Consider the following 17,520-nt stretch of genomic DNA (forward strand, 5'->3'; position numbering starts at 1 on the left):
CCCCCGATCTCGCCGAGCTGGTCGACGACTTCTCCGCGGTCGGCCCGAAGGACCGTCTCCAGCTGCTGCTGGAGCTGTCCCGGGAGCTGCCGGACCTGCCCGAGCGCTACGCCGACACCGCGGACACGATGGAGCAGGTCCACGAGTGCCAGTCGCCGCTGTTCCTCGCCGTCGAGGTGGAGGACGGCGGTGAGCGGCCGGTGCACCTGTTCTTCTCCGCGCCGAAGGAGGCGCCGACCACCCGCGGGTTCGCCTCGATCATGGTGACCGGGCTCGACGGGCAGCCCGCCGCGACGGTGCTGGCCGTGCCGGACGACTTCTACACCGACCTCGGCCTCGCCGAGGCCGTCAGCCCGCTGCGGCTGCGCGGCATCGCGGCGATGCTGGCGCGCATCAAGAACCAGGTGCGGGCCGCGACCGCCTGAGCCCGCACACTCACTCCCACGACAGCCGGGGTCACCGTCGGTGACCCCGGCTGTCGTCGTCCGCGCTCCTTCCTCAAGTCCACCTCAAATCGGTCACCCGGCCGGGGTGAGCGGGCGCACACTGCTTCCCACGACGAAGTGTCGCTCACCGCAGGGGGTGGTGGAGATGGGCACGAACCTCACCGGGGACACCTGGGGCATCCCGGGTCAGACCTTCCTGGTCCTCTACGTCGTCGCGCTGGTCCTGGTCTCCGGGATCGTGCTGCGCCGGCGGCGGACGATCGCGCAGGGGGATCCGCGCGGCGCCCGCACCCTCGACAGCAGGCCCGAGGACGTCGCGTACCTCAACGGCGGCCCCGAGCTGGCCGTGTACGCGGCCCTGTCGGCCATGCACGTCGACGGCAGCCTGGTCACCTCCGGCCGCACCACGGGCCAGGTGCGGGCGGGCCGGATACCCGGGTACGGCGCGTCGGCGCTGCAGCGGGCGATCCACCGCTCCGCGCAGCGTCTGACCCCGGGCCGGATGCTGGGCACCCACGAGCCGGTCCGCACCGAGCTGGCCCGGGCCGCGCAGCGGCTGGAGACCGCGGGATTGCTGCTGTCCCCGGCCGACCGGATCCGCTACCGGGCGACCGCCTGGCCGGTCGGGGTGCTCGCCCTCGCCGGTGCGGTACGGATCGCCGCCGGTCTGGGCGGTGGGCGCCCGGTCGGGTTCCTGTTCGCGCTCGTCGCCGCCACCGCGGTGTTCGCCACGGTGCTCGCGACGCGGGTGCCCGACCGGACCCGGGCCGGGGACGCCGCGCTCACCGTCGTCCGGTCCCGGAACGACGCGCTGTCGCCGTCGATGCGCCCGGACTGGACGGCCGTCGGGCCGGCCGCGGCCGCGCTGTCGGTCGGGGCGTTCGGGGTCGGCGCGATGCTGGCCGCCGAACCCGCCTTCGCCGAGGAGCTCGCCGCGCAGAAGCTCGCCACGCTCGGCGGGGCGCCCGCCGCGACCGGGGGCGGCTCCTCCGACGGCGGTGGCGTCGGCGGCTGGTCCGGCGGTGACGGCGGCGGGAGCAGCTGCGGCGGAGGCGGCGGGGGCTGTGGCGGCGGAGGGGGCTGCGGCGGCTGAGCCCGCGCCGGGGAACCGGATCTGCCGTCCCCGCAGCTGCACCGTGGGGGGTGTGAAGCTGCGGGGACGGCTCGTACGCCGGAGGTGGCGACATGACGGGTGTCCCGGGCGGGACCGGGGTCGGCTGGCGCAGCGGCATCGCCGCCGTCCTCGACGACGTCGACGGTCTCGCGTTCCACGAGGTCATCGCCGAGTCGCTGCGTCCGGACGCGGTGCCGGCGTCGCTGCTGCGCAGGCCGGTCGTCGTGCACGGCGTGCGGCTGTCGCCCGGCTCCCCCGAGGGGGTCGACCCGGGGCGGGTCGCCCACCTCGCGGCCTGCGCCGCGGCGACGGGTGCGGCGCTGGTCAGCGAGCACATCGCGTTCACCCGGGGCGGCGGGGTCGAGGCGGGGCACCTGCTCCCGCTCCCCCGCACCCGTGAGGCGCTCGACGTGCTCGTCGCCAACGTGACGGCGACCCGCGCGGAGCTGGACGTCCCGTTGGCGCTGGAGCCGATCGCGGCCCTGTTCGACTGGCCCGACGACGAGTTCGACGAGGCGGGCTTCCTGCACCGGCTGCACGACCGGACCGGGGCGCCGCTGCTGCTCGACGTCGCGAACACCTACGTCAACGCCCGCAACCGGGGTCGTGACCCGCGGGCGGACCTCGACGCGCTGCTCGCCGGGCTGCCGCCCGGGGCGGTGGCCTACTGCCATGTCGCCGGGCACGCGGCCGACGCGGCGGGGCTGCTGCACGACACCCACACCGACCCCGTCCCGGACGCGGTGCTGGCACTGCTGACCCACACGGTCGCGCAGCTGCCCGTGCCGCCGCCGGTGATGCTGGAACGCGACGGCCGCTACCCGCCCGCCGCGGTGCTGCGCGCGGAGCTGGACGCCGTCGCGGCCGCGGCCGGGCACGCGGCGCGGTGCCGGGTGGGTACGCGGCGGGGGGCCGGTCCGGCGACGGCGCCCGTCGCGGACGGGACGGACCCGACGTGAGCGACGGGCTCGCGCGGCGGCAGTCCGAGCTGGTGGCGGCACTCGTCGCGGGCGGGCCGGACCCGGCCGGGTTCGACGCGGTGCGCCTGGCCGCGACCCGGGCGGCGCTGCTGCGCAAGCGGGCCGGGCTCGTCGCCGCGGCGTGGCCGCTGCTCGCCGTCGACGCCGGGGCGGACTGGCAGGCCCGGTTCGACGCCCGCTTCGACGGCGTCGCCCCCTACGGCCCGGAGCGGGAGGGCTGGGACCTGGCCCGCGAGCTCGCGGCCGCCGGGCGGCTCGGCGTGGGCGCGCGGCGCGAGCTGGCCGCACGCGAGGCGGCGCTGTACTACGACGGCCGCACCGCCCCGCGCCCCCGGAACCGTCTGTCCCGATGGTGGCGCCGGTCACGACCGGAACGATCCGCGGCGAGGTCGGAGCCCTCGGACGGGTGACGACGTTGCCATCGCCACATTCCCCCCCGGTAACTTCCGGCGGCTCTGCTCTTACACTCCGCCTAACCCTGCGCCGGAGCATCGGGCCGGCGCCGTGACCGGAGGAGTTCGACCGTGCCCGCACTGCGCAAAGTGCTCGTCGCCAACCGGGGAGAGATCGCCGTCCGCGTGATCCGAGCAGCGAAGGACGCGGGGCTTCAGAGCGTCGCCGTCTACGCCGACCCGGACCGGGACGCGATGTTCGTGCGGCTCGCCGACGAGGCCTTCGCGCTGGGTGGCTCCACCGCCGCCGAGTCCTACCTCGACATCGAGAAGGTCATCGGTGCCGCGAAGCAGGCCGGTGCCGACGCGATCCACCCCGGCTACGGCTTCCTGTCGGAGAACGCCGACTTCGCCCAGGCCGTGATCGACGCCGACCTCACCTGGATCGGCCCGTCGCCGCAGTCGATCCGCGACCTCGGCGACAAGGTGACCGCGCGTCACATCGCCCTGAAGGCCGGCGCCCCGCTGGTTCCCGGCACCAAGGACCCGGTGAAGGACGCGGACGAGGTCATCGCCTTCGCCGACGAGCACGGCCTGCCGGTCGCGATCAAGGCCGCCTTCGGCGGTGGCGGACGCGGCATGAAGGTCGCCCGTGAGCGCTCCGAGATCGCCGAGCTGTACGAGTCCGCGGTCCGTGAGGCCACCGCGGCGTTCGGCCGCGGCGAGTGCTTCGTCGAGCGCTACCTGGACAAGCCGCGCCACGTCGAGACCCAGGTGCTGGCCGACCAGCACGGGAACGTCGTCGTCGTCGGGACGCGGGACTGCTCGCTGCAGCGCCGCTTCCAGAAGCTGGTCGAGGAGGCGCCCGCGCCGTTCCTGAGCGACGAGCAGAAGAAGACCCTGTACGACGCCTCGAAGGCGATCTGCAAGGAGGCCGGCTACTACGGTGCCGGCACCGTCGAGTTCCTGATCGGCCAGGACGGCATGATCACCTTCCTCGAGGTGAACACCCGCCTGCAGGTCGAGCACCCGGTCTCGGAGGAGACCACCGGGATCGACCTGGTCCGCCAGATGTTCCGGATCGCCGAGGGCCAGGAGCTGGACTTCGACGACGACCCGACCCCGCGCGGACACGCCATCGAGTTCCGCATCAACGGCGAGGACGCCGGGCGCAACTTCCTGCCGGCGCCGGGCACCGTCGAGCGGATCTGGTACCCGGCCGGGCCGGGCGTCCGGATGGACGCGGGCGTCGAGGACGGCTCGGTCATCGGCGGCCAGTTCGACTCGCTGCTGGCGAAGCTGATCGTGTGGGGCAGCGACCGGCAGCAGGCGCTGCAGCGGGCCCGTCGCGCGCTCGGCGAGTTCAGGGTCGAGGGCATGGCGACCGTGCTCGAGTTCCACCGACTCGTCGTCGAGGACCCGGCCTACGCCGCCGAGACCCTCGAGGACTTCACCGTGCACACCCGCTGGATCGAGACCGAGTGGGACAACACCGTCCCGCCGTTCGAGGGCGGCGCGGGTGCCGAGGACACCTCCGGCGAGCGGCAGACCGTCGTCGTCGAGGTCGGCGGGCGACGCCTGGAGGTCTCGCTGCCCGGTGACCTCGCCCTCGGCGGGGGCGGCAACGGCGGCGGCGCGGCCAAGGCGGCCCCGCGCAAGCGCGGCGGCAAGGGCGGCGGCGGGGCGAAGGCCTCCGGCGACGCCGTCACCGCGCCGATGCAGGGCACGATCATCAAGGTCGCGGTCTCCGAGGGCGACACCGTCGAGGTGGGTGACCTGATCGTCGTCCTCGAGGCGATGAAGATGGAGAACCCGGTCACCGCGACCAAGGCCGGCACCGTGACCGGCCTGGACGCCGAGCAGGGCGCCTCGGTCACCCAGGGCACCGTCATCTGCGAGATCAAGGACTGACCGGGTGCCCGCCCCGGTGCTCGACCCGGTCGAGATCAACGCCGGGGCGTGGTACCTGCGCGGACTGCGGCACGACGGCCGGGTGGACGACCGCCCGGCCGTCGTCGCGTCCTGCCGGGATCCGGAGATCCGGCGCTGGCGCAACCGTCCGGACCCGGCCGCCCCGGACTTCGACGAGCAGGTGACCGCGCACGTCGCGGACCGGATCGACGGCTGGGCCCGCGGCACCCGCTGTGCCTGGGCCGTCGCCGAGCCGACGACCGGGGAGATGCTCGGCGAGATCACCCTGGAGCACCTGGACCTCGCCCACGGCACCGCCGAGCTGCGCTGCTGGACACTGCCCGGCGCCCGCGGACGCGGCCTGGCCCGCACCGCGGCCGGGGCCGTCGTGCGCTTCGCCTTCGGCGGGCTCGGGCTGCACCGCGTCACCTGGATGCACGCCGAGCCGAACCGGGCCTCCGCCGCCGTCGCCGCGGTGCTGGGGTTCGTGCCGGAGGGGCGGCTGAGGGAGGCGTGGACCGTCGACGGCGAGCGGGTCGACGTCGTCGTGCTGGGGCGGTTGGTGGGCGAGGGCTGAGGCGGTCCGCCCGGTCCCGTCGCCCGCGCGCCGACAGCCGCGTTCCGCGGAACGCGCTGTGCCGACCGGGTCACCGCCCGTTGACCGGCCGGTCGCGCCGTTCTAGCGTTCCCGGCGTGTCACGCACGCCGTCCGGCGCCCGCGACACGCACGTCACAACTCCACAGCCGACCCGTGTGCCCGATCCACGGGGCCCGGAACTACCGCCACGCGGAGTACCGCGCCGCGGATCCGCTCACCACGCAGGCCCTGCCGCGCCGTGAGCCGTCCCAGTTCGACCGAGACGTCACAGGATCCGTCATGCCCCCAGAGTTCGACATCGCGCCGACGACGTTCCACGTCACGACGCACGTCCACACCGACGGCCCGATCCCGGGCCCGCACTCCCTGCTCACCCTGACCTCCTCCGCGTACGGCGCGGACGGGGTCCTGATCGGCACCTTCACCGCCAACCTCCGGGAGCTCCCGGGGGCCACCCTGCACCCGACCGCGCTGGCGACCTGGCGCACCCGGGCGGAGGACTGGCTCGTGACCCGGCGGGCATCGCGCCCACCGGGGCAGGTGGCGAACGACTACGCGGCCTGGGTCACCGACCTGGGCGGGCGTGCGTCGTTCGTCGCCGACCCGGAGGAACCGGACCACCTGTTCGTCTACTGGTACCTGCAGCGTTTCGCAGGCCGGTGGCCGTTCACGGGGACCGTTCCCGCCCACGGCGGGACGCCCCGGCCCTGGGCCCCACCACCGTGCCCGCTGCGCGGGTGCGCCCCGGTCGAGGTCCCGGAACCGACCGAGGTGACGGCGGCCTGACCGCGACGCACACCCCCGTCCGCGCCGGTGACCACCGGTGCGGACGGGGGTGTCGTCGTGTGCGGGCTTCGCGATCGCGACCGTTCCGTGGCGAACCCCCGCGGCGACGGCCGGTGCGGGCCTACCGTGCGCCCGTCCGTGATCCGCCCGTCCGCACCGGAGGCCGACGTGCCCGACATCCACCCGGACCTGCGTGTCGACCCGGCCGCCCCGGCCGGGGCGGCGGCGGCGCTCGACCGGGCCGCGTCCCGGCTGGCCGTCGCGCTGCGCACCCTCGACGCCGACGCCCGCCGGGTCGAGCCGTGGCTGGGGGACCCGGCCAGCGCCGAGGCCGCCGCCCGCTACGCCGTCCACGCCGCGGACGGCCCGGACGCCGCGATCGGCCGGCTGCGCACGCTGCACGCGGAGCTGCTGCGGGCCCGCGACGCCGCCGGTGCCACCGGGCGTGCCTACACCCGCACCGAGGAGTCGGCGACGGACGCGCTGAACGGGGGCACCCGGTGACCGCGCCCCGTTGGGCGGGACTGAGCCACGCCGAGATCGTCGCGATGGTGGCGGCCGGTCCGGGGCCCTCGGCGTCGGCCGGGGCGGAGCGGGCGTGGCGCGACGCCGCCGCCGCGCTCACCGACGTCCACCGCGAGCTGTCCGGCCAGGTCCGCGACCTGCCCGGGGGATGGTCCGGCGGCGCCGCGGAGGGCGTCACCGTGGCGTTCGGGTCGCTGGACGGCTGGGTCGTCTCCGCCGCCGTCGACGCGGGCCGCACCGCCGACGCGCTCGCCGCCCAGGCCGGGCTCGCCGCGGACCTCCGGGCCCGGATGCCGGCCGCCGCGGCCCCGACGCCGCCCGAGACCGCACCCACCGGCCCGGCCCTGCTCGACGACTGGGCGACCGCCGACCTCGCCGCGGGCAACTCGGCCGGCCGGGCGGCGGAGCTGATGGTCCGCTACGGCGACGACACCCGCGTCACCGGCGCCCCGTGGACCGGGTGGGGCGCGTCCCCGGTCGTCATCCACGACGGCACCGCACCCGCCTCCCCCGCCGTCCCGGCCCCGTCGCCCGGCGGGACCCCGCCCGTCCCCGGCGGCGACGCGGACCCGTCCCCGGCGGACGGCGCTGCGTCGGGGACGACGATGTTCGCGGGGATCGGCTTCGGCGGGATCACCGCGGCGGTGCTGACCGGGAACGGACGGGCCGGGGTGCCCGGGGCGCGGCCGATCGACGTCGGCGGGACCTCCGCCGGGCCGGATCCCACGGACGCCTCCGCGACCGACGCCCCCCGCACCGGCGCGCCCGGCACGCCCGGCACCGACACCGGCCCCGGCACCGGCACCGGCGACCTCGGGGCCGGTCCGGCGTCCCCCGCGGGCGACGCCGGCGGCGCGGAGGCCGGCGGAGGCGGCACCGCGGTGACGGCCGCGGTGCTCGCGGGCGGGGCGCTCGGCGGCGCCGGGATCCTGGTCGGCGCCACGATCCGCCGGGAGCGGCAGATCCGGGACGGGCGCAGACCCTCCGACGACGGCACGCCGACCGGACACCCGCGCCCCGGCGGCGACCCGACCCCGGGGCGCGACGCACACCCCGGCGGCGACCTGCCGTCGGAGCACAGGTCGCGGGCCGGCGACGCGACGACCAGCGGCACCCGCGCCCCCAGCGGCACCCCGGCCGCCGACGGTGGGGCGCCGTCGACACCCGGTGGCTCCGCTCCCGGCGACCCCACGAGCGACCGCCCGTCCCCGGACGGAACCGCCGGCGGTACCGCCCCGCACCGCCCCGCTCCCGGAGACCCCGGCGGCCCCCGGAGCCCGGCCCACCACTGCGTCACCACCGGCGACGTCGCCGCGCCACACGGCGCCGTCACGCACTCCCAGCACGCCCCGCCGCCGATGCCGACACCGGGCGACCCGGCCGTCACCCCCGCCGCAGTACCCGTGGGCGCGGTCCCGGCTGTTCCACACCCGGTCGGGGCGACCGCCGACCACCGCACCCCGGCCTGGCGCCTCGTCGCCGACGAGCACGCCGCCCCCGACGACCCCCCGGAGCAGCCCGATGCCCGACCCGACCCCGGCGTCCTGCGCCCCGACGCCCGCTGGAGGGGCCGTGGCTGAGCCCGCGCCCTGGACCCCGTCGGTGCCGTTCGTGCTCACCGGTGCCGAGTTCGACGTCGTCTGGGAGCTCCTGGGGCTCGGCGCCACCCCGGTGGCGCTGCGGCTGCCCTCCCCCGGGCGCACCCGCGAGGAGCGACACCGGGTCGTGGCGGCCGGCGTCGGCGGGCTGCGCGCCCGCGGCCTCGCCGGTCCGGCCGGACCCGACCCCGCGCTGGTACGGCTGCTGGCCCTGCTCGCCCGCCCCGACCGACACCTGGAGGTGCGCGGCCGGTTCGACGACGGCCCGCTGCGCGCGGTCGCCGCCGAGCGCGACGGCGACGGCGTCCTCGCCGTCCACACCGGCGGAGCCGTCACCGTCACCGCGGCGGGCTCACCGGCGTTCGCCGCGGTGGCGGCGCTGCCCCGGCGCGCGCCGGGGCCCGGGCCCGCCGTGACCCTGCCCACCACCGAGCTGGCCCGCCTGCTCGACGCGGACGCGCGCACCGACCCCGGCGCGGACGGGGACCCGGACGGGGAGCAGCGGGCCCGGCCCGCGGTGCTGCTCGCCGGACCCGCACACCGTGCGCAGATCTGTGCCGTCCGGTACGACCGCTGGGGCAGCCCGGCGCGGCTGCCGGGGCACGTCGCCGTCGTCGACACCCCGCGGGGGCGCTACCGGCTGAGCCGCGGGACCGGCGGGCACGGCGGACCGGAGTGGTCCACCCTCGCCCCCGCCGGCGACGGCGAGCTGCGCGCGGTGCTCGCGGAGCTGTTCAGTCCAGGTCGGAGTGCTGCATGAGCTGACGGCCCGCCTCGGTGATCGACCCGGACAGCGACGGGTACACCGAGAAGGTGTGGGCCAGGTCGTCCACGCCGAGCCCGTTCTGGACCGCCATCGCGATCGGCAGGATCAGCTCGCTCGCGACCGGGGCGACCACGACGCCCCCGATGACCACACCGGACGCCGGGCGGCAGAACAGCTTCACGAAGCCGCGGCGCAGCCCGCGCATCTTGGCGCGCGGGTTGGTCGACAGCGGCAGCATCACGGTGCGGGCCGGGACCTCGCCGGAGTCGATCGCGTTCTGGCTGATCCCGACGGTCGCGATCTCGGGGCGGGTGAACACGTTCGCCGCGACGGTCCGCAGCCGGATCGGGGAGACGCCCTCACCCAGCGCGTGCCACATCGCGATCCGGCCCTGCATGGCCGCGACCGAGGCGAGCATGAGCACGCCGGTGCAGTCGCCGGCCGCGTAGACGCCCGGCTCGGAGGTGCGCGAGACCTTGTCGACGGGGACGAACCCGCCGCGGTCGGTCTCGATGCCGATCTTCTCCAGGCCGAGGTCGGCGGTGTTCGGGATCGACCCGACCGTCATCAGGGCGTGCGAGCCGGAGACCACGCGGCCGTCGGACAGCGTGACGCGGACGCCGTCGCCGGTGTTCTCGACGGAGTCCGCGCGGGCGTGGGCGAGGATCTCGACGCCGCGCTCGGCGAAGACCTCCTCGAGCACGGCGGCGGCGTCGGCGTCCTCGTGCGGGAGGACCCGGTCGCGGCTGGAGACCAGGCTGACCCGGCAGCCGAGCTCGACGTAGGCGGAGCAGAACTCCGCGCCGGTCACGCCCGACCCGATCACGATCAGGTGCTCGGGCAGCTCGTCGAGGTCGTAGAGCTGGCGCCAGTCGAGGATCCGGTCGCCGTCGGGGCGGGCGGAGTCCAGCACCCGCGGGGTGGCCCCGGTCGCGACGAGGACGACGTCGGCGACGAGCTCCTCGACCGTCCCGTCGGCGTGGGTGGCGGTCACCTCGTGCGCGGCGCGGGCCGCGGCGGGCCCGGCGAACTGCGCGGTGCCGGCGATGATCCGGACGCCCTCGTTCTCCAGCCGGGCCCGCACGTCGGCGGACTGGGCGAGAGCGAGGGACTTGACCCGCTCGTTGACCGCGGGCAGGTCGACCGCGGAGGTGCCGCGGTCCACCAGCACGCCGAGGTCCTCGGCACGGTGCAGGTCGACCCGGACGGCCGCGGAGGAGATGAAGGTCTTCGAGGGGACGCAGTCGTAGACGACGCAGGCGCCGCCCATCCCGTCCCGCTCGACGACGGTCACCTCGCTGCCGTGCTGTGCCGCGACGAGTGCGGCCTCGTACCCGGCCGGTCCGCCGCCCATGATGACGATGCGGGTCACGGGAGATCCCCCTGGAGAAGTCGGTGGTGGTGGACCGGCAGGCGGTCCCGCCCGCCGGCGTCGACGGGGCTCACAGTACGCGCGTCCCATCGTTACGACCGGGCGGGTCGAGGCCCCGTCGGGCTCCCCATTACCCTGCACGCGTGCCGCTGTATGCCGCGTACGGGTCGAACATGGACCCCGAGCAGATGAAGGAGCGCGCCCCGCACTCGCCGATGGCCGGGACCGGGTGGCTCCAGGGCTGGCGGCTGACGTTCGGCGGCGAGGACTACACCTGGGAGGGCGCGCTCTCCACCGTGGTGGAGGAGCCGGGCTCGCAGGTGTTCGTCGTGCTCTACGACGTCCCCGAGCACGACGAACGCCAGCTCGACCGCTGGGAGGGCGGCGAGCTGGGCATGCACAAGAAGCTCCGGCTGCGCGTCGCCACCCTCGACGGCAGCGTCCTCGCGTTCATCTACGTGCTGAACGCCTACGAGGGCGGGGACCCGTCCGCCCGCTACCTGGGCGTGATCGCCGACGCCGCGGAGACCGCGGGCGCCCCGGACGACTACGTCAACGAGCTGCGCAGCAGGCCCAGCCGCAAGTCCTCCCCCGGCAACCAGTCCTGACCGGCCGCACCGGCTGACGACCACGGCCCGGCCCCGCGAGGGGACCGGGCCGTCGTCGTGCACCGCGGGAGACGGTGGTTCAGGAGGCCGCCTGCGCCAGCGCGGACAGCGCGGCCTGCACCAGCACGCGCGAGCCGAACGGCAGGGCCCGCTCGTCGAGGTCGAAGGTCGGCTGGTGGATGTCGCGCTTCTTGCCGGTGCCCGGCCACACCCCGAGCCGCGCCATGGCGCCCGCGGAGTGCTCCAGGTACCAGGCGAAGTCCTCGCCGCCGGAGGACTGCTCGGTGGCTGCGTCGGCGACCTCGCCACCGACGGTCACCGCGGCGTCGCGCAGCATCCCGGTGGACACCGCGTCGTTGACGACGGGCGGGACACCGCGGACGTGGTCGAGCACGTAGCCGACACCGGTCGGGGCCAGCACGGACGCGACGAGCGCCCGCAGCTTCTCCTCGAGCTCGGTCCAGGTGGCGTGGTCGGCGGTGCGCAGGGTGCCGCGCAGCAGCCCGGACTGCGGGATCGCGTTCGCCGCGTCCCCGGCGTGCACCGCGCCCCAGGTCAGGACGGTGCCCGAACGCGGGTCGACGTGGCGGGTCAGCAGCAGCGGAACCTGGGTGGCGAGCAGCCCGAGCGCCTGCACGAGGTCGGCGGTCAGGTGCGGGCGCGAGGTGTGCCCGCCCGGGGAGGTCAGCCGGACCTCGATGAGGTCGCAGGCCGAGGTGATCGGCCCGACCCGGGTGCCGAGCCGTCCGACCTCCAGGCGCGGGTCGCAGTGCAGCGCGAAGATCCGCTGCACGCCCTCCATCACGCCCTGCTCGACGGCGTCGAGCGCGCCGCCCGGCTGCACCTCCTCGGCCGGCTGGAACACCAGCCGGACCCGGCCGGGCAGCGACGGCGCGGACTGCAGCGCCAGCGCCGCGCCGAGCAGCATCGCGGTGTGCGCGTCGTGCCCGCAGGCGTGCATCACGCCGGGCACCTCGGAGGCGAACGGGAGACCGGTCTGCTCCTGCAGGGGCAGCGCGTCCATGTCCGCGCGCAGGGCGACGAGCGGCTCGCCGTGCCCCACCTCGCAGACGACGCCGGTGCCGCCGCGCAGCGTGCGCGGCTCCAGACCGGCCCGCAGCAGGGTCTCCGCGACCCGCGCGGTCGTGAGGTGCTCGCGACGGGCCAGCTCGGGCTGGGCGTGGATCGCGCGGCGCCAGCCGACGATCTCGCCCTTGTGCGCCCGCATCCACGATTCCAGCCAGGCCGGACCCGTGCCGGAGCCGAGATCGTCGACCGCGGGATCGGTGATCTCCGGGAGCTCGGTGCGGGTCTGCAGCGCAGTCACCTTGTCCTCCTCGTACTGGCACTCGGCGGGAACGGCCCGCATGTCGGCGGTCGACGCGGACGGCGTTCGGTCGTGTCCCACCACCCATGATGGTGCTCACCCGTCCGGCGGTGTTCCAGTCGAAATCGTCCGTTCACGCCTCGGGGCGGCAAGGGGTCGGCGAGCTGCTGCCAGCGGGTTCACCGCTCCAGGTGAACGGCCGCGTGCGACCGCTCCTCCCGTCGGCGAACGGCCGTCCTCGCCGTTCACCGGCGGTTCGGACGCCCGTCACGGGGAACCCCCCGGACGACGACACCGACCCGCGGCCGGAACGCCACCGGACCGTGACCGTCCACGCGCCCGGCCCGCCGCGGCGGCCGTCCGGCGTCCCGGACCGACCAGTGCCGTCACGCACCGTCACCATCGCGCACCGGCGGTGACGGTCTCGGCCGGGAACGGTGTGCGGGGACGGGCCGCGCGGGCACGATGGAACAATCGGCGGCGTGTCCGTTCCCGAGGGCGAGGTCCAGCGCCGACAGTTCGCCGGGCGGTACCGCGTCGACGGTCCGCTCGGGAGCGGCGCGATGGGCACCGTCTGGTCGGGTTTCGACGAGGTCCTGCACCGTCGCGTCGCGCTCAAGGAGCTGAAGATCCCCGACGGCATCCCGGCCGGGGAGAAGCTGGAGCTGCGGGAACGCATCATGCGGGAGGCCCGGGCCCTGGCCGGGCTGTCGCACCCCAACGTCGTGACCGTGTTCGACGTGCTCGACTCCGGCGGCGACGAGCCACTGGTGGTCATGGAGCTGGTGCCGTCGAAGAACCTGGCCGCGGCGATCACCGAGCTGGGCAGGCTCGACGCCGCGCAGGCCGGCGTCGTCGGGCACGGCACCGCGGCGGCGCTGCGGGCCGCGCACCGGGCCGGGATCACCCACCGCGACGTGAAGCCCGGCAACGTCCTGATCTCCGACGACGGCCGGATCAAGCTCACCGACTTCGGCATCGCCCGCAACGAGTCCGACGCGCCGATGACCTCCGCGGGCCTCGTGCTCGGCTCGCCCGCCTACATCGCCCCCGAGGTCGCCGCGGGCCAGCCGGTCACCCCGGCCGCGGACCTGTGGGGCCTCGGCGCGACGCTCTGGGCCGCCGTCGAGGGCCGCCCGCCCTACGACGTCGACGGCGACCCGGTCCGCACCATCACCGAGGTCGTCGACGGCCCCGTCCCCGCGCCGACGGTCACCGGCCCGGTCGCCGAGGTCATCGCCGGGCTGATGGTCAAGGAGCCGTCGGGCCGGATGCCGCTCGAGGAGGTCCGGGCCCGGCTGCGCCCGCTGCTCGCCGACCCGGACGACCCGATCTTCCCCGGCTCGCCGGACGTGCCGACCGTGATGGCGCGGGTCCCCGCACCGACCGGCTCGGCCCCGCCCCCGGCACCGGCACCGCCGCGGGTCGCCGCACCGCCCCCGCCCGGCAAGGTCGGCCCCACCGGCACCGGCACCTACGGCCGCGTCCCGGTCGCCGACCCCGTGCCCGCGCCGGCACCGCCGCCCGCCGAGCCGCCGCGCCCGCGCCGGGCCCGGCCGTCGTCGCGGGGGGCGGCGCCCGCCCGCACCGCGGCGGCCGGCCCGAGCACCGTGCTCGGCGCCGTCCCGCTGGTCCTCGGCGGCGCCCTGGTCGTGCTGCTCGGCGCGCTCGCCGGGTTCGCCGGGGTCCGCGCGCTGGCCGGCCAGGAGCCGCTGTCGACGGTCACCGTCGCCACCGACCGGTCGCTGCGCACCACCTACCCGGACCCGCTCGGCTTCACCGTGCCGGTACCCGACGGCTGGACGCAGTTCCGCTCGCCCGCCCCCGACGGCTCGGTCGTCGTCCGCTTCGTCAGCCCGGACGGCCGTCAGGAGCTGTCGGTCCGGGCGGCGACCTCGGTGCAGGCCGTCACCGACGCGCTGACCCCGCAGGCGCTGGGCGTCGACCCGGTCGACGCCGGGCCGGTCGAGCAGCTGCCCGACGGCTCCAGCCGGGTCGCGCTCACCACCGGCAGCGGCAGCGCGCAGCACAGCACGCTCATGCGCATCCTCCCCGGCCGCGACCAGCTCGGCGGGGTCTGGGTACTGCAGCTGACCTCCCCCGCCGGCCGCGCCGAGGACGCCGTCGCGGGCCTGTTCGACGCCGTCGCCTCGGGCTTCCGCGCCACCCCGGGCTGAGCAGGCCGGGGCGCCGACGCCCCCTAGGCTGGCGGCCATGGCCGACACCGCCGACCCCACCGCTCGCGCCCACGCCGCCGCCGCCGAGCTCGCCCGCCGCACCGGCACCGACACCCACGACGTGGCGGTGGTCCTGGGCTCCGGCTGGCGCCCGGCGGCCGACGTCCTCGGCACCCCGGACACCGAGGTCCCGATGGCCGAGCTGCCCGGGTTCGTCGCGCCGTCCGCGGTCGGCCACGGCGGCACCGCCCGCTCGCTGCGCATCGGCGACACCCGGGTGCTGGTCCTGCTCGGGCGCACCCACCTCTACGAGGGCCACGGGATGGACCCGGTCGTGCACGGCGTCCGCACCGCCGCGGCGGCCGGTGTCCGCACGGTCGTGCTGACCAACGCGGCGGGCGGCATCACCGAGGGCCTGTCGGTCGGGCAGCCGGTGCTGATCTCCGACCACCTCAACCTGCTGGCGCGCTCGCCGCTGCACGGCGCGCACTTCGTCGACCTCACCGACGCCTACTCCCCGCGGCTGCGCGCCGCCGCCCGCGAGCTGGACCCGTCGCTGGTCGACGGCGTCTACGCCGGGCTGCCCGGCCCGCACTTCGAGACCCCGGCCGAGATCCGGATGCTGCGCACGCTGGGCGCGGACCTGGTCGGGATGTCCACCGTCGCCGAGACGATCGCCGCCCGCGCCGCCGGGCTGGAGGTCGCCGGCATCTCGCTGGTCACCAACCTGGCCGCGGGCCTGTCCGGGCAGCCGCTGAACCACCAGGAGGTCCTCGACGCCGGCGCCGCCGCGGCGACCCGGATGGGCTCGCTGCTGCGCGACCTCGTCGGCCGCATCTGATGGTGCTCACGGGGCCGCTGCGCGACGCGGCGCTGCGCTGGATCGCCGACGACCCCGACCCGGGTACCCGAGCCGAGCTCCAGCGCGTGCTGGCCACCGCGATGGCCGGCGGCGACGGCGCCGCGGCGGCCGCCGACGAGCTGGCCGACCGCCTGTCCGGGCCGCTGCGCTTCGGCACCGCCGGGCTGCGCGGACCGGTGCGGGCCGGGCCGTCGGGGATGAACGTCGCCGTCGTGACCCGGGCGACCGCCGGGCTGGCCGCCCACCTGGCCCGGACCACGGGCACCGGCCGGGTCGTCGTCGGCCGGGACGCCCGGCACGGGTCGGCGGCGTTCGCCGGGGCGACCGCCCGGGTGCTGACCGGCGCCGGGTTCACCGTGACCCTGCTCGACGGCCCCGTCCCCACCCCGCTGGTGGCCTTCGCCGTGCGGCACCTCGGCGCGGTCGCCGGGATCGCCGTCACCGCCTCGCACAACCCGCCCGCCGACAACGGCTACAAGGTCTACCTCGCCGACGGCGCGCAGCTCGTGGGCCCCGACGACGCCGCCATCGAGGACGCGATCACCGCCGCCCCGCCCGCGGTGTCGGTGCCGCTCGGGCCGCTGCCGGAACCGGTGGAGGTGACCGGCGCCTACCTGGACCGGGTCGCGACGCTGTCGGGGAACACCGGGGTCCCCGCGCCGCGGATCGCGCTCACCCCGATGCACGGCGTCGGCGGCGCGACCGCGGTCGCCGCGCTCGCCCGGGCCGGGGTGCACGACGTCGCCGTCGTCGCGAGCCAGGCCGTGCCCGACCCCGACTTCCCGACGGTCGCCTTCCCGAACCCGGAGGAGCCCGGCGCGACCGACGCACTGCTCGCGCTGGCCGCGGAGAGCGGCGCGGACCTCGCCGTCGCGCTGGACCCGGACGCCGACCGGTGCGCGCTCGGCGTCGCCTTCCCCGACGGCTGGCGGATGCTCTCCGGCGACGAGACCGGCGTGCTGCTCGGCGACCACGTCCTGCGGACCGGGACCGCGGCGGACCCGCTGGTCGCGACGACCGTGGTGTCGTCGTCGATGCTCGCCCGGGTGGCCCGCGCCCGCGGGGCCCGCTCCGCCGAGACCCTCACCGGGTTCAAGTGGATCGTGCGGGCCGGCGACGGGCTCGTCTTCGGCTACGAGGAGGCGATCGGGCTCTGCGTCGACCCCGACGGCGTCCGGGACAAGGACGGCGTCTCGGCCGCCGTCGTCGCCGCGGACCTGGTGCGCGGGCTCGCCGCGGCCGGGTCGTCGGTGCCGCGGCGGCTCGACGAGCTCGCCGCGGAGTTCGGCGTGCACGCCACCCGGGGCGTGTCGATCCGGATGGCCCCCGCCGAGCGCGACGCCGCCGTCGCCCGGCTGCGCGACGCGCCCCCGGCCGGCTGGGAGGCCGACCGCCCGGCCCCCGACGTGCTGCGGCTGCGGCGGCCCGGGACCCGCGTGGTGGTCCGCCCGTCGGGGACCGAGCCGAAGCTCAAGGCCTACCTGGAGGTCGTGGAGGACCCCACCGGCGACGTGGCCGCGGTGCCGGCGTCGCGGGCCGTCGCCGCGGAGCGCCTGGACGCGCTGCGCACCGAGGTCGACGGGATGCTCGCCGGATGAGCGCGCGCCTGCTCCTGGTCCACCACACGCCGTCCCCCGCCACCGCGGAGCTGCTCGCCGAGGTCCGCGCGGGGGCGGCCGACCCGGACATCACCGGGGTGGAGGTCGTCGCCCGCGCCGCCCTGGCCGCGACGGCGAGCGACCTGCTCGCCGCGGACGCCGTCGTCCTCGGGACGCCGGCGAACATCGGCTACATGTCCGGCGCGCTCAAGCACTTCCTCGACCAGGTCTTCTACGTCTGCGCCGACGACACCCGCGGCCTGCCCTACGGGCTGTGGGTGCACGGCGGCTCCGACACCTCCGGCGCGACCCGCTCGGTGACGACGATCGCCGGGGCGATGGGCTGGACGGCGGCGGCGGCGCCGGTCGAGGTCGCGGGTGCCCCGGACGCCGCCGCCCGGGCCGCGTGCCGCGAGCTGGGCGCGATCGTGGCCGCGACCGTCATGCCGGAGGACTGAGC

General features: G+C 76.8%; 16 protein-coding genes and 1 pseudogene. 15 read left to right on the forward strand and 2 right to left on the reverse strand.

The annotated features are described in order from the left end of the window. Positions 1-26: 26 nt before the first annotated feature. The 10 genes and pseudogenes from WHI96_RS14830 to WHI96_RS14875 form a co-directional block, all read left to right on the forward strand. Positions 27-425 (forward strand): annotated as a pseudogene (locus WHI96_RS14830) (SufE family protein); the annotation flags it as partial. Between the two features lie 166 nt (positions 426-591). Next, positions 592-1,539, forward strand: coding sequence for a TIGR04222 domain-containing membrane protein (locus WHI96_RS14835; RefSeq protein ID WP_345646742.1), 948 nt, complete (start codon positions 592-594; stop codon positions 1,537-1,539). 92 nt (positions 1,540-1,631) lie between these two features. Beyond that, the gene (locus tag WHI96_RS14840) at positions 1,632-2,519 is read left to right on the forward strand and encodes an MbnB/TglH/ChrH family RiPP precursor modification enzyme (RefSeq protein ID WP_345646745.1); all 888 of its coding nucleotides are present in this window, start codon (positions 1,632-1,634) and stop codon (positions 2,517-2,519) included. After that, a complete protein-coding gene (locus WHI96_RS14845; protein WP_345646748.1) occupies positions 2,516-2,950 on the forward strand; it encodes an SCO6045 C-terminal-like domain-containing protein in 435 nt (144 codons plus the stop codon). Before WHI96_RS14840 ends, WHI96_RS14845 begins: the two co-directional genes overlap by 4 nt. Before the next feature lie 114 nt (positions 2,951-3,064). Beyond that, positions 3,065-4,843 carry an acetyl/propionyl/methylcrotonyl-CoA carboxylase subunit alpha gene (locus tag WHI96_RS14850; RefSeq protein WP_345646751.1) on the forward strand — a complete coding sequence of 593 codons (1,779 nt, stop codon included), beginning with the start codon at positions 3,065-3,067 and terminating at the stop codon, positions 4,841-4,843. 4 nt (positions 4,844-4,847) lie between these two features. Next, on the forward strand, positions 4,848-5,420 hold the full coding sequence (locus tag WHI96_RS14855; protein WP_345646754.1) for a GNAT family N-acetyltransferase: 573 nt from the start codon (positions 4,848-4,850) through the stop codon (positions 5,418-5,420). A 300-nt stretch (positions 5,421-5,720) separates the two neighbouring features. Further along, positions 5,721-6,227, forward strand: a complete 507-nt coding sequence (locus tag WHI96_RS14860) for a hypothetical protein (RefSeq protein ID WP_345646757.1) — start codon at positions 5,721-5,723, stop codon at positions 6,225-6,227. Between the two features lie 138 nt (positions 6,228-6,365). After that, on the forward strand, positions 6,366-6,731 hold the full coding sequence (locus WHI96_RS14865) for a hypothetical protein (protein ID WP_345646759.1): 366 nt from the start codon (positions 6,366-6,368) through the stop codon (positions 6,729-6,731). After that, entirely contained in the window at positions 6,728-8,332 is a 1,605-nt protein-coding gene (locus WHI96_RS14870) for a PPE domain-containing protein (protein ID WP_345646762.1), read from the forward strand. The genes WHI96_RS14865 and WHI96_RS14870 overlap by 4 nt, the downstream gene beginning before the upstream one ends. Next, the gene (locus WHI96_RS14875; protein WP_345646765.1) at positions 8,325-9,110 is read left to right on the forward strand and encodes an ESX secretion-associated protein EspG; all 786 of its coding nucleotides are present in this window, start codon (positions 8,325-8,327) and stop codon (positions 9,108-9,110) included. Before WHI96_RS14870 ends, WHI96_RS14875 begins: the two co-directional genes overlap by 8 nt. Here the strand turns inward: WHI96_RS14875 and WHI96_RS14880 are convergent. Continuing rightward, positions 9,085-10,488, reverse strand: coding sequence for an NAD(P)H-quinone dehydrogenase (locus WHI96_RS14880; protein ID WP_345646768.1), 1,404 nt, complete (start codon positions 10,486-10,488; stop codon positions 9,085-9,087). The two genes, WHI96_RS14875 and WHI96_RS14880, sit on opposite strands and share 26 nt — an antisense overlap. Before the next feature lie 143 nt (positions 10,489-10,631). Here WHI96_RS14880 and WHI96_RS14885 point away from each other — a divergent pair, with 143 nt between their 5' ends. Further along, complete coding sequence (locus WHI96_RS14885) at positions 10,632-11,096, forward strand: gamma-glutamylcyclotransferase family protein (RefSeq protein ID WP_062397641.1); 465 nt, start codon at positions 10,632-10,634, stop codon at positions 11,094-11,096. 79 nt (positions 11,097-11,175) lie between these two features. On the opposite strand, the gene WHI96_RS14890 is transcribed toward WHI96_RS14885, so the two are convergent. Next, complete coding sequence (locus WHI96_RS14890) at positions 11,176-12,465, reverse strand: amidohydrolase (RefSeq protein WP_345646792.1); 1,290 nt, start codon at positions 12,463-12,465, stop codon at positions 11,176-11,178. Positions 12,466-12,905: 440 nt separating this feature from the next. On the opposite strand from WHI96_RS14890, the gene WHI96_RS14895 reads away from it, so the two are divergent. The 4 genes from WHI96_RS14895 to WHI96_RS14910 are packed head-to-tail and all read left to right on the forward strand — an operon-like array spanning position 12,906 to position 17,518. Next, entirely contained in the window at positions 12,906-14,600 is a 1,695-nt protein-coding gene (locus WHI96_RS14895; RefSeq protein WP_349302392.1) for a serine/threonine-protein kinase, read from the forward strand. Positions 14,601-14,637: 37 nt separating this feature from the next. Next, on the forward strand, positions 14,638-15,441 hold the full coding sequence (locus WHI96_RS14900; RefSeq protein WP_073576387.1) for a purine-nucleoside phosphorylase: 804 nt from the start codon (positions 14,638-14,640) through the stop codon (positions 15,439-15,441). Then, positions 15,441-17,060, forward strand: coding sequence for a phospho-sugar mutase (locus tag WHI96_RS14905; protein WP_345643478.1), 1,620 nt, complete (start codon positions 15,441-15,443; stop codon positions 17,058-17,060). The genes WHI96_RS14900 and WHI96_RS14905 overlap by 1 nt, the downstream gene beginning before the upstream one ends. Continuing rightward, the gene (locus tag WHI96_RS14910; protein ID WP_345643481.1) at positions 17,057-17,518 is read left to right on the forward strand and encodes a flavodoxin family protein; all 462 of its coding nucleotides are present in this window, start codon (positions 17,057-17,059) and stop codon (positions 17,516-17,518) included. Before WHI96_RS14905 ends, WHI96_RS14910 begins: the two co-directional genes overlap by 4 nt. Positions 17,519-17,520: the final 2 nt, after the last annotated feature.

The organism is Pseudonocardia tropica (assembly GCF_040105315.1).
GTDB lineage: Bacteria > Actinomycetota > Actinomycetes > Mycobacteriales > Pseudonocardiaceae > Pseudonocardia > Pseudonocardia alni.

Excerpts from the sequence above, each read along its gene's own strand:
- WHI96_RS14840 (WP_345646745.1), top strand. The coding sequence starts at position 1,632 with ATGACGGGTGTCCCGGGCGGGACCGGGGTCGGCTGGCGCAGCGGCATC.
- WHI96_RS14860 (WP_345646757.1), top strand. The coding sequence starts at position 5,721 with ATGCCCCCAGAGTTCGACATCGCGCCGACGACGTTCCACGTCACGACG.
- WHI96_RS14905 (WP_345643478.1), top strand. The coding sequence starts at position 15,441 with ATGGTGCTCACGGGGCCGCTGCGCGACGCGGCGCTGCGCTGGATCGCC.
- WHI96_RS14890 (WP_345646792.1), bottom strand. The coding sequence starts at position 12,465 with ATGCGGGCCGTTCCCGCCGAGTGCCAGTACGAGGAGGACAAGGTGACT.
- WHI96_RS14900 (WP_073576387.1), top strand. The coding sequence starts at position 14,638 with ATGGCCGACACCGCCGACCCCACCGCTCGCGCCCACGCCGCCGCCGCC.
- WHI96_RS14835 (WP_345646742.1), top strand. The coding sequence starts at position 592 with ATGGGCACGAACCTCACCGGGGACACCTGGGGCATCCCGGGTCAGACC.
- WHI96_RS14910 (WP_345643481.1), top strand. The coding sequence starts at position 17,057 with ATGAGCGCGCGCCTGCTCCTGGTCCACCACACGCCGTCCCCCGCCACC.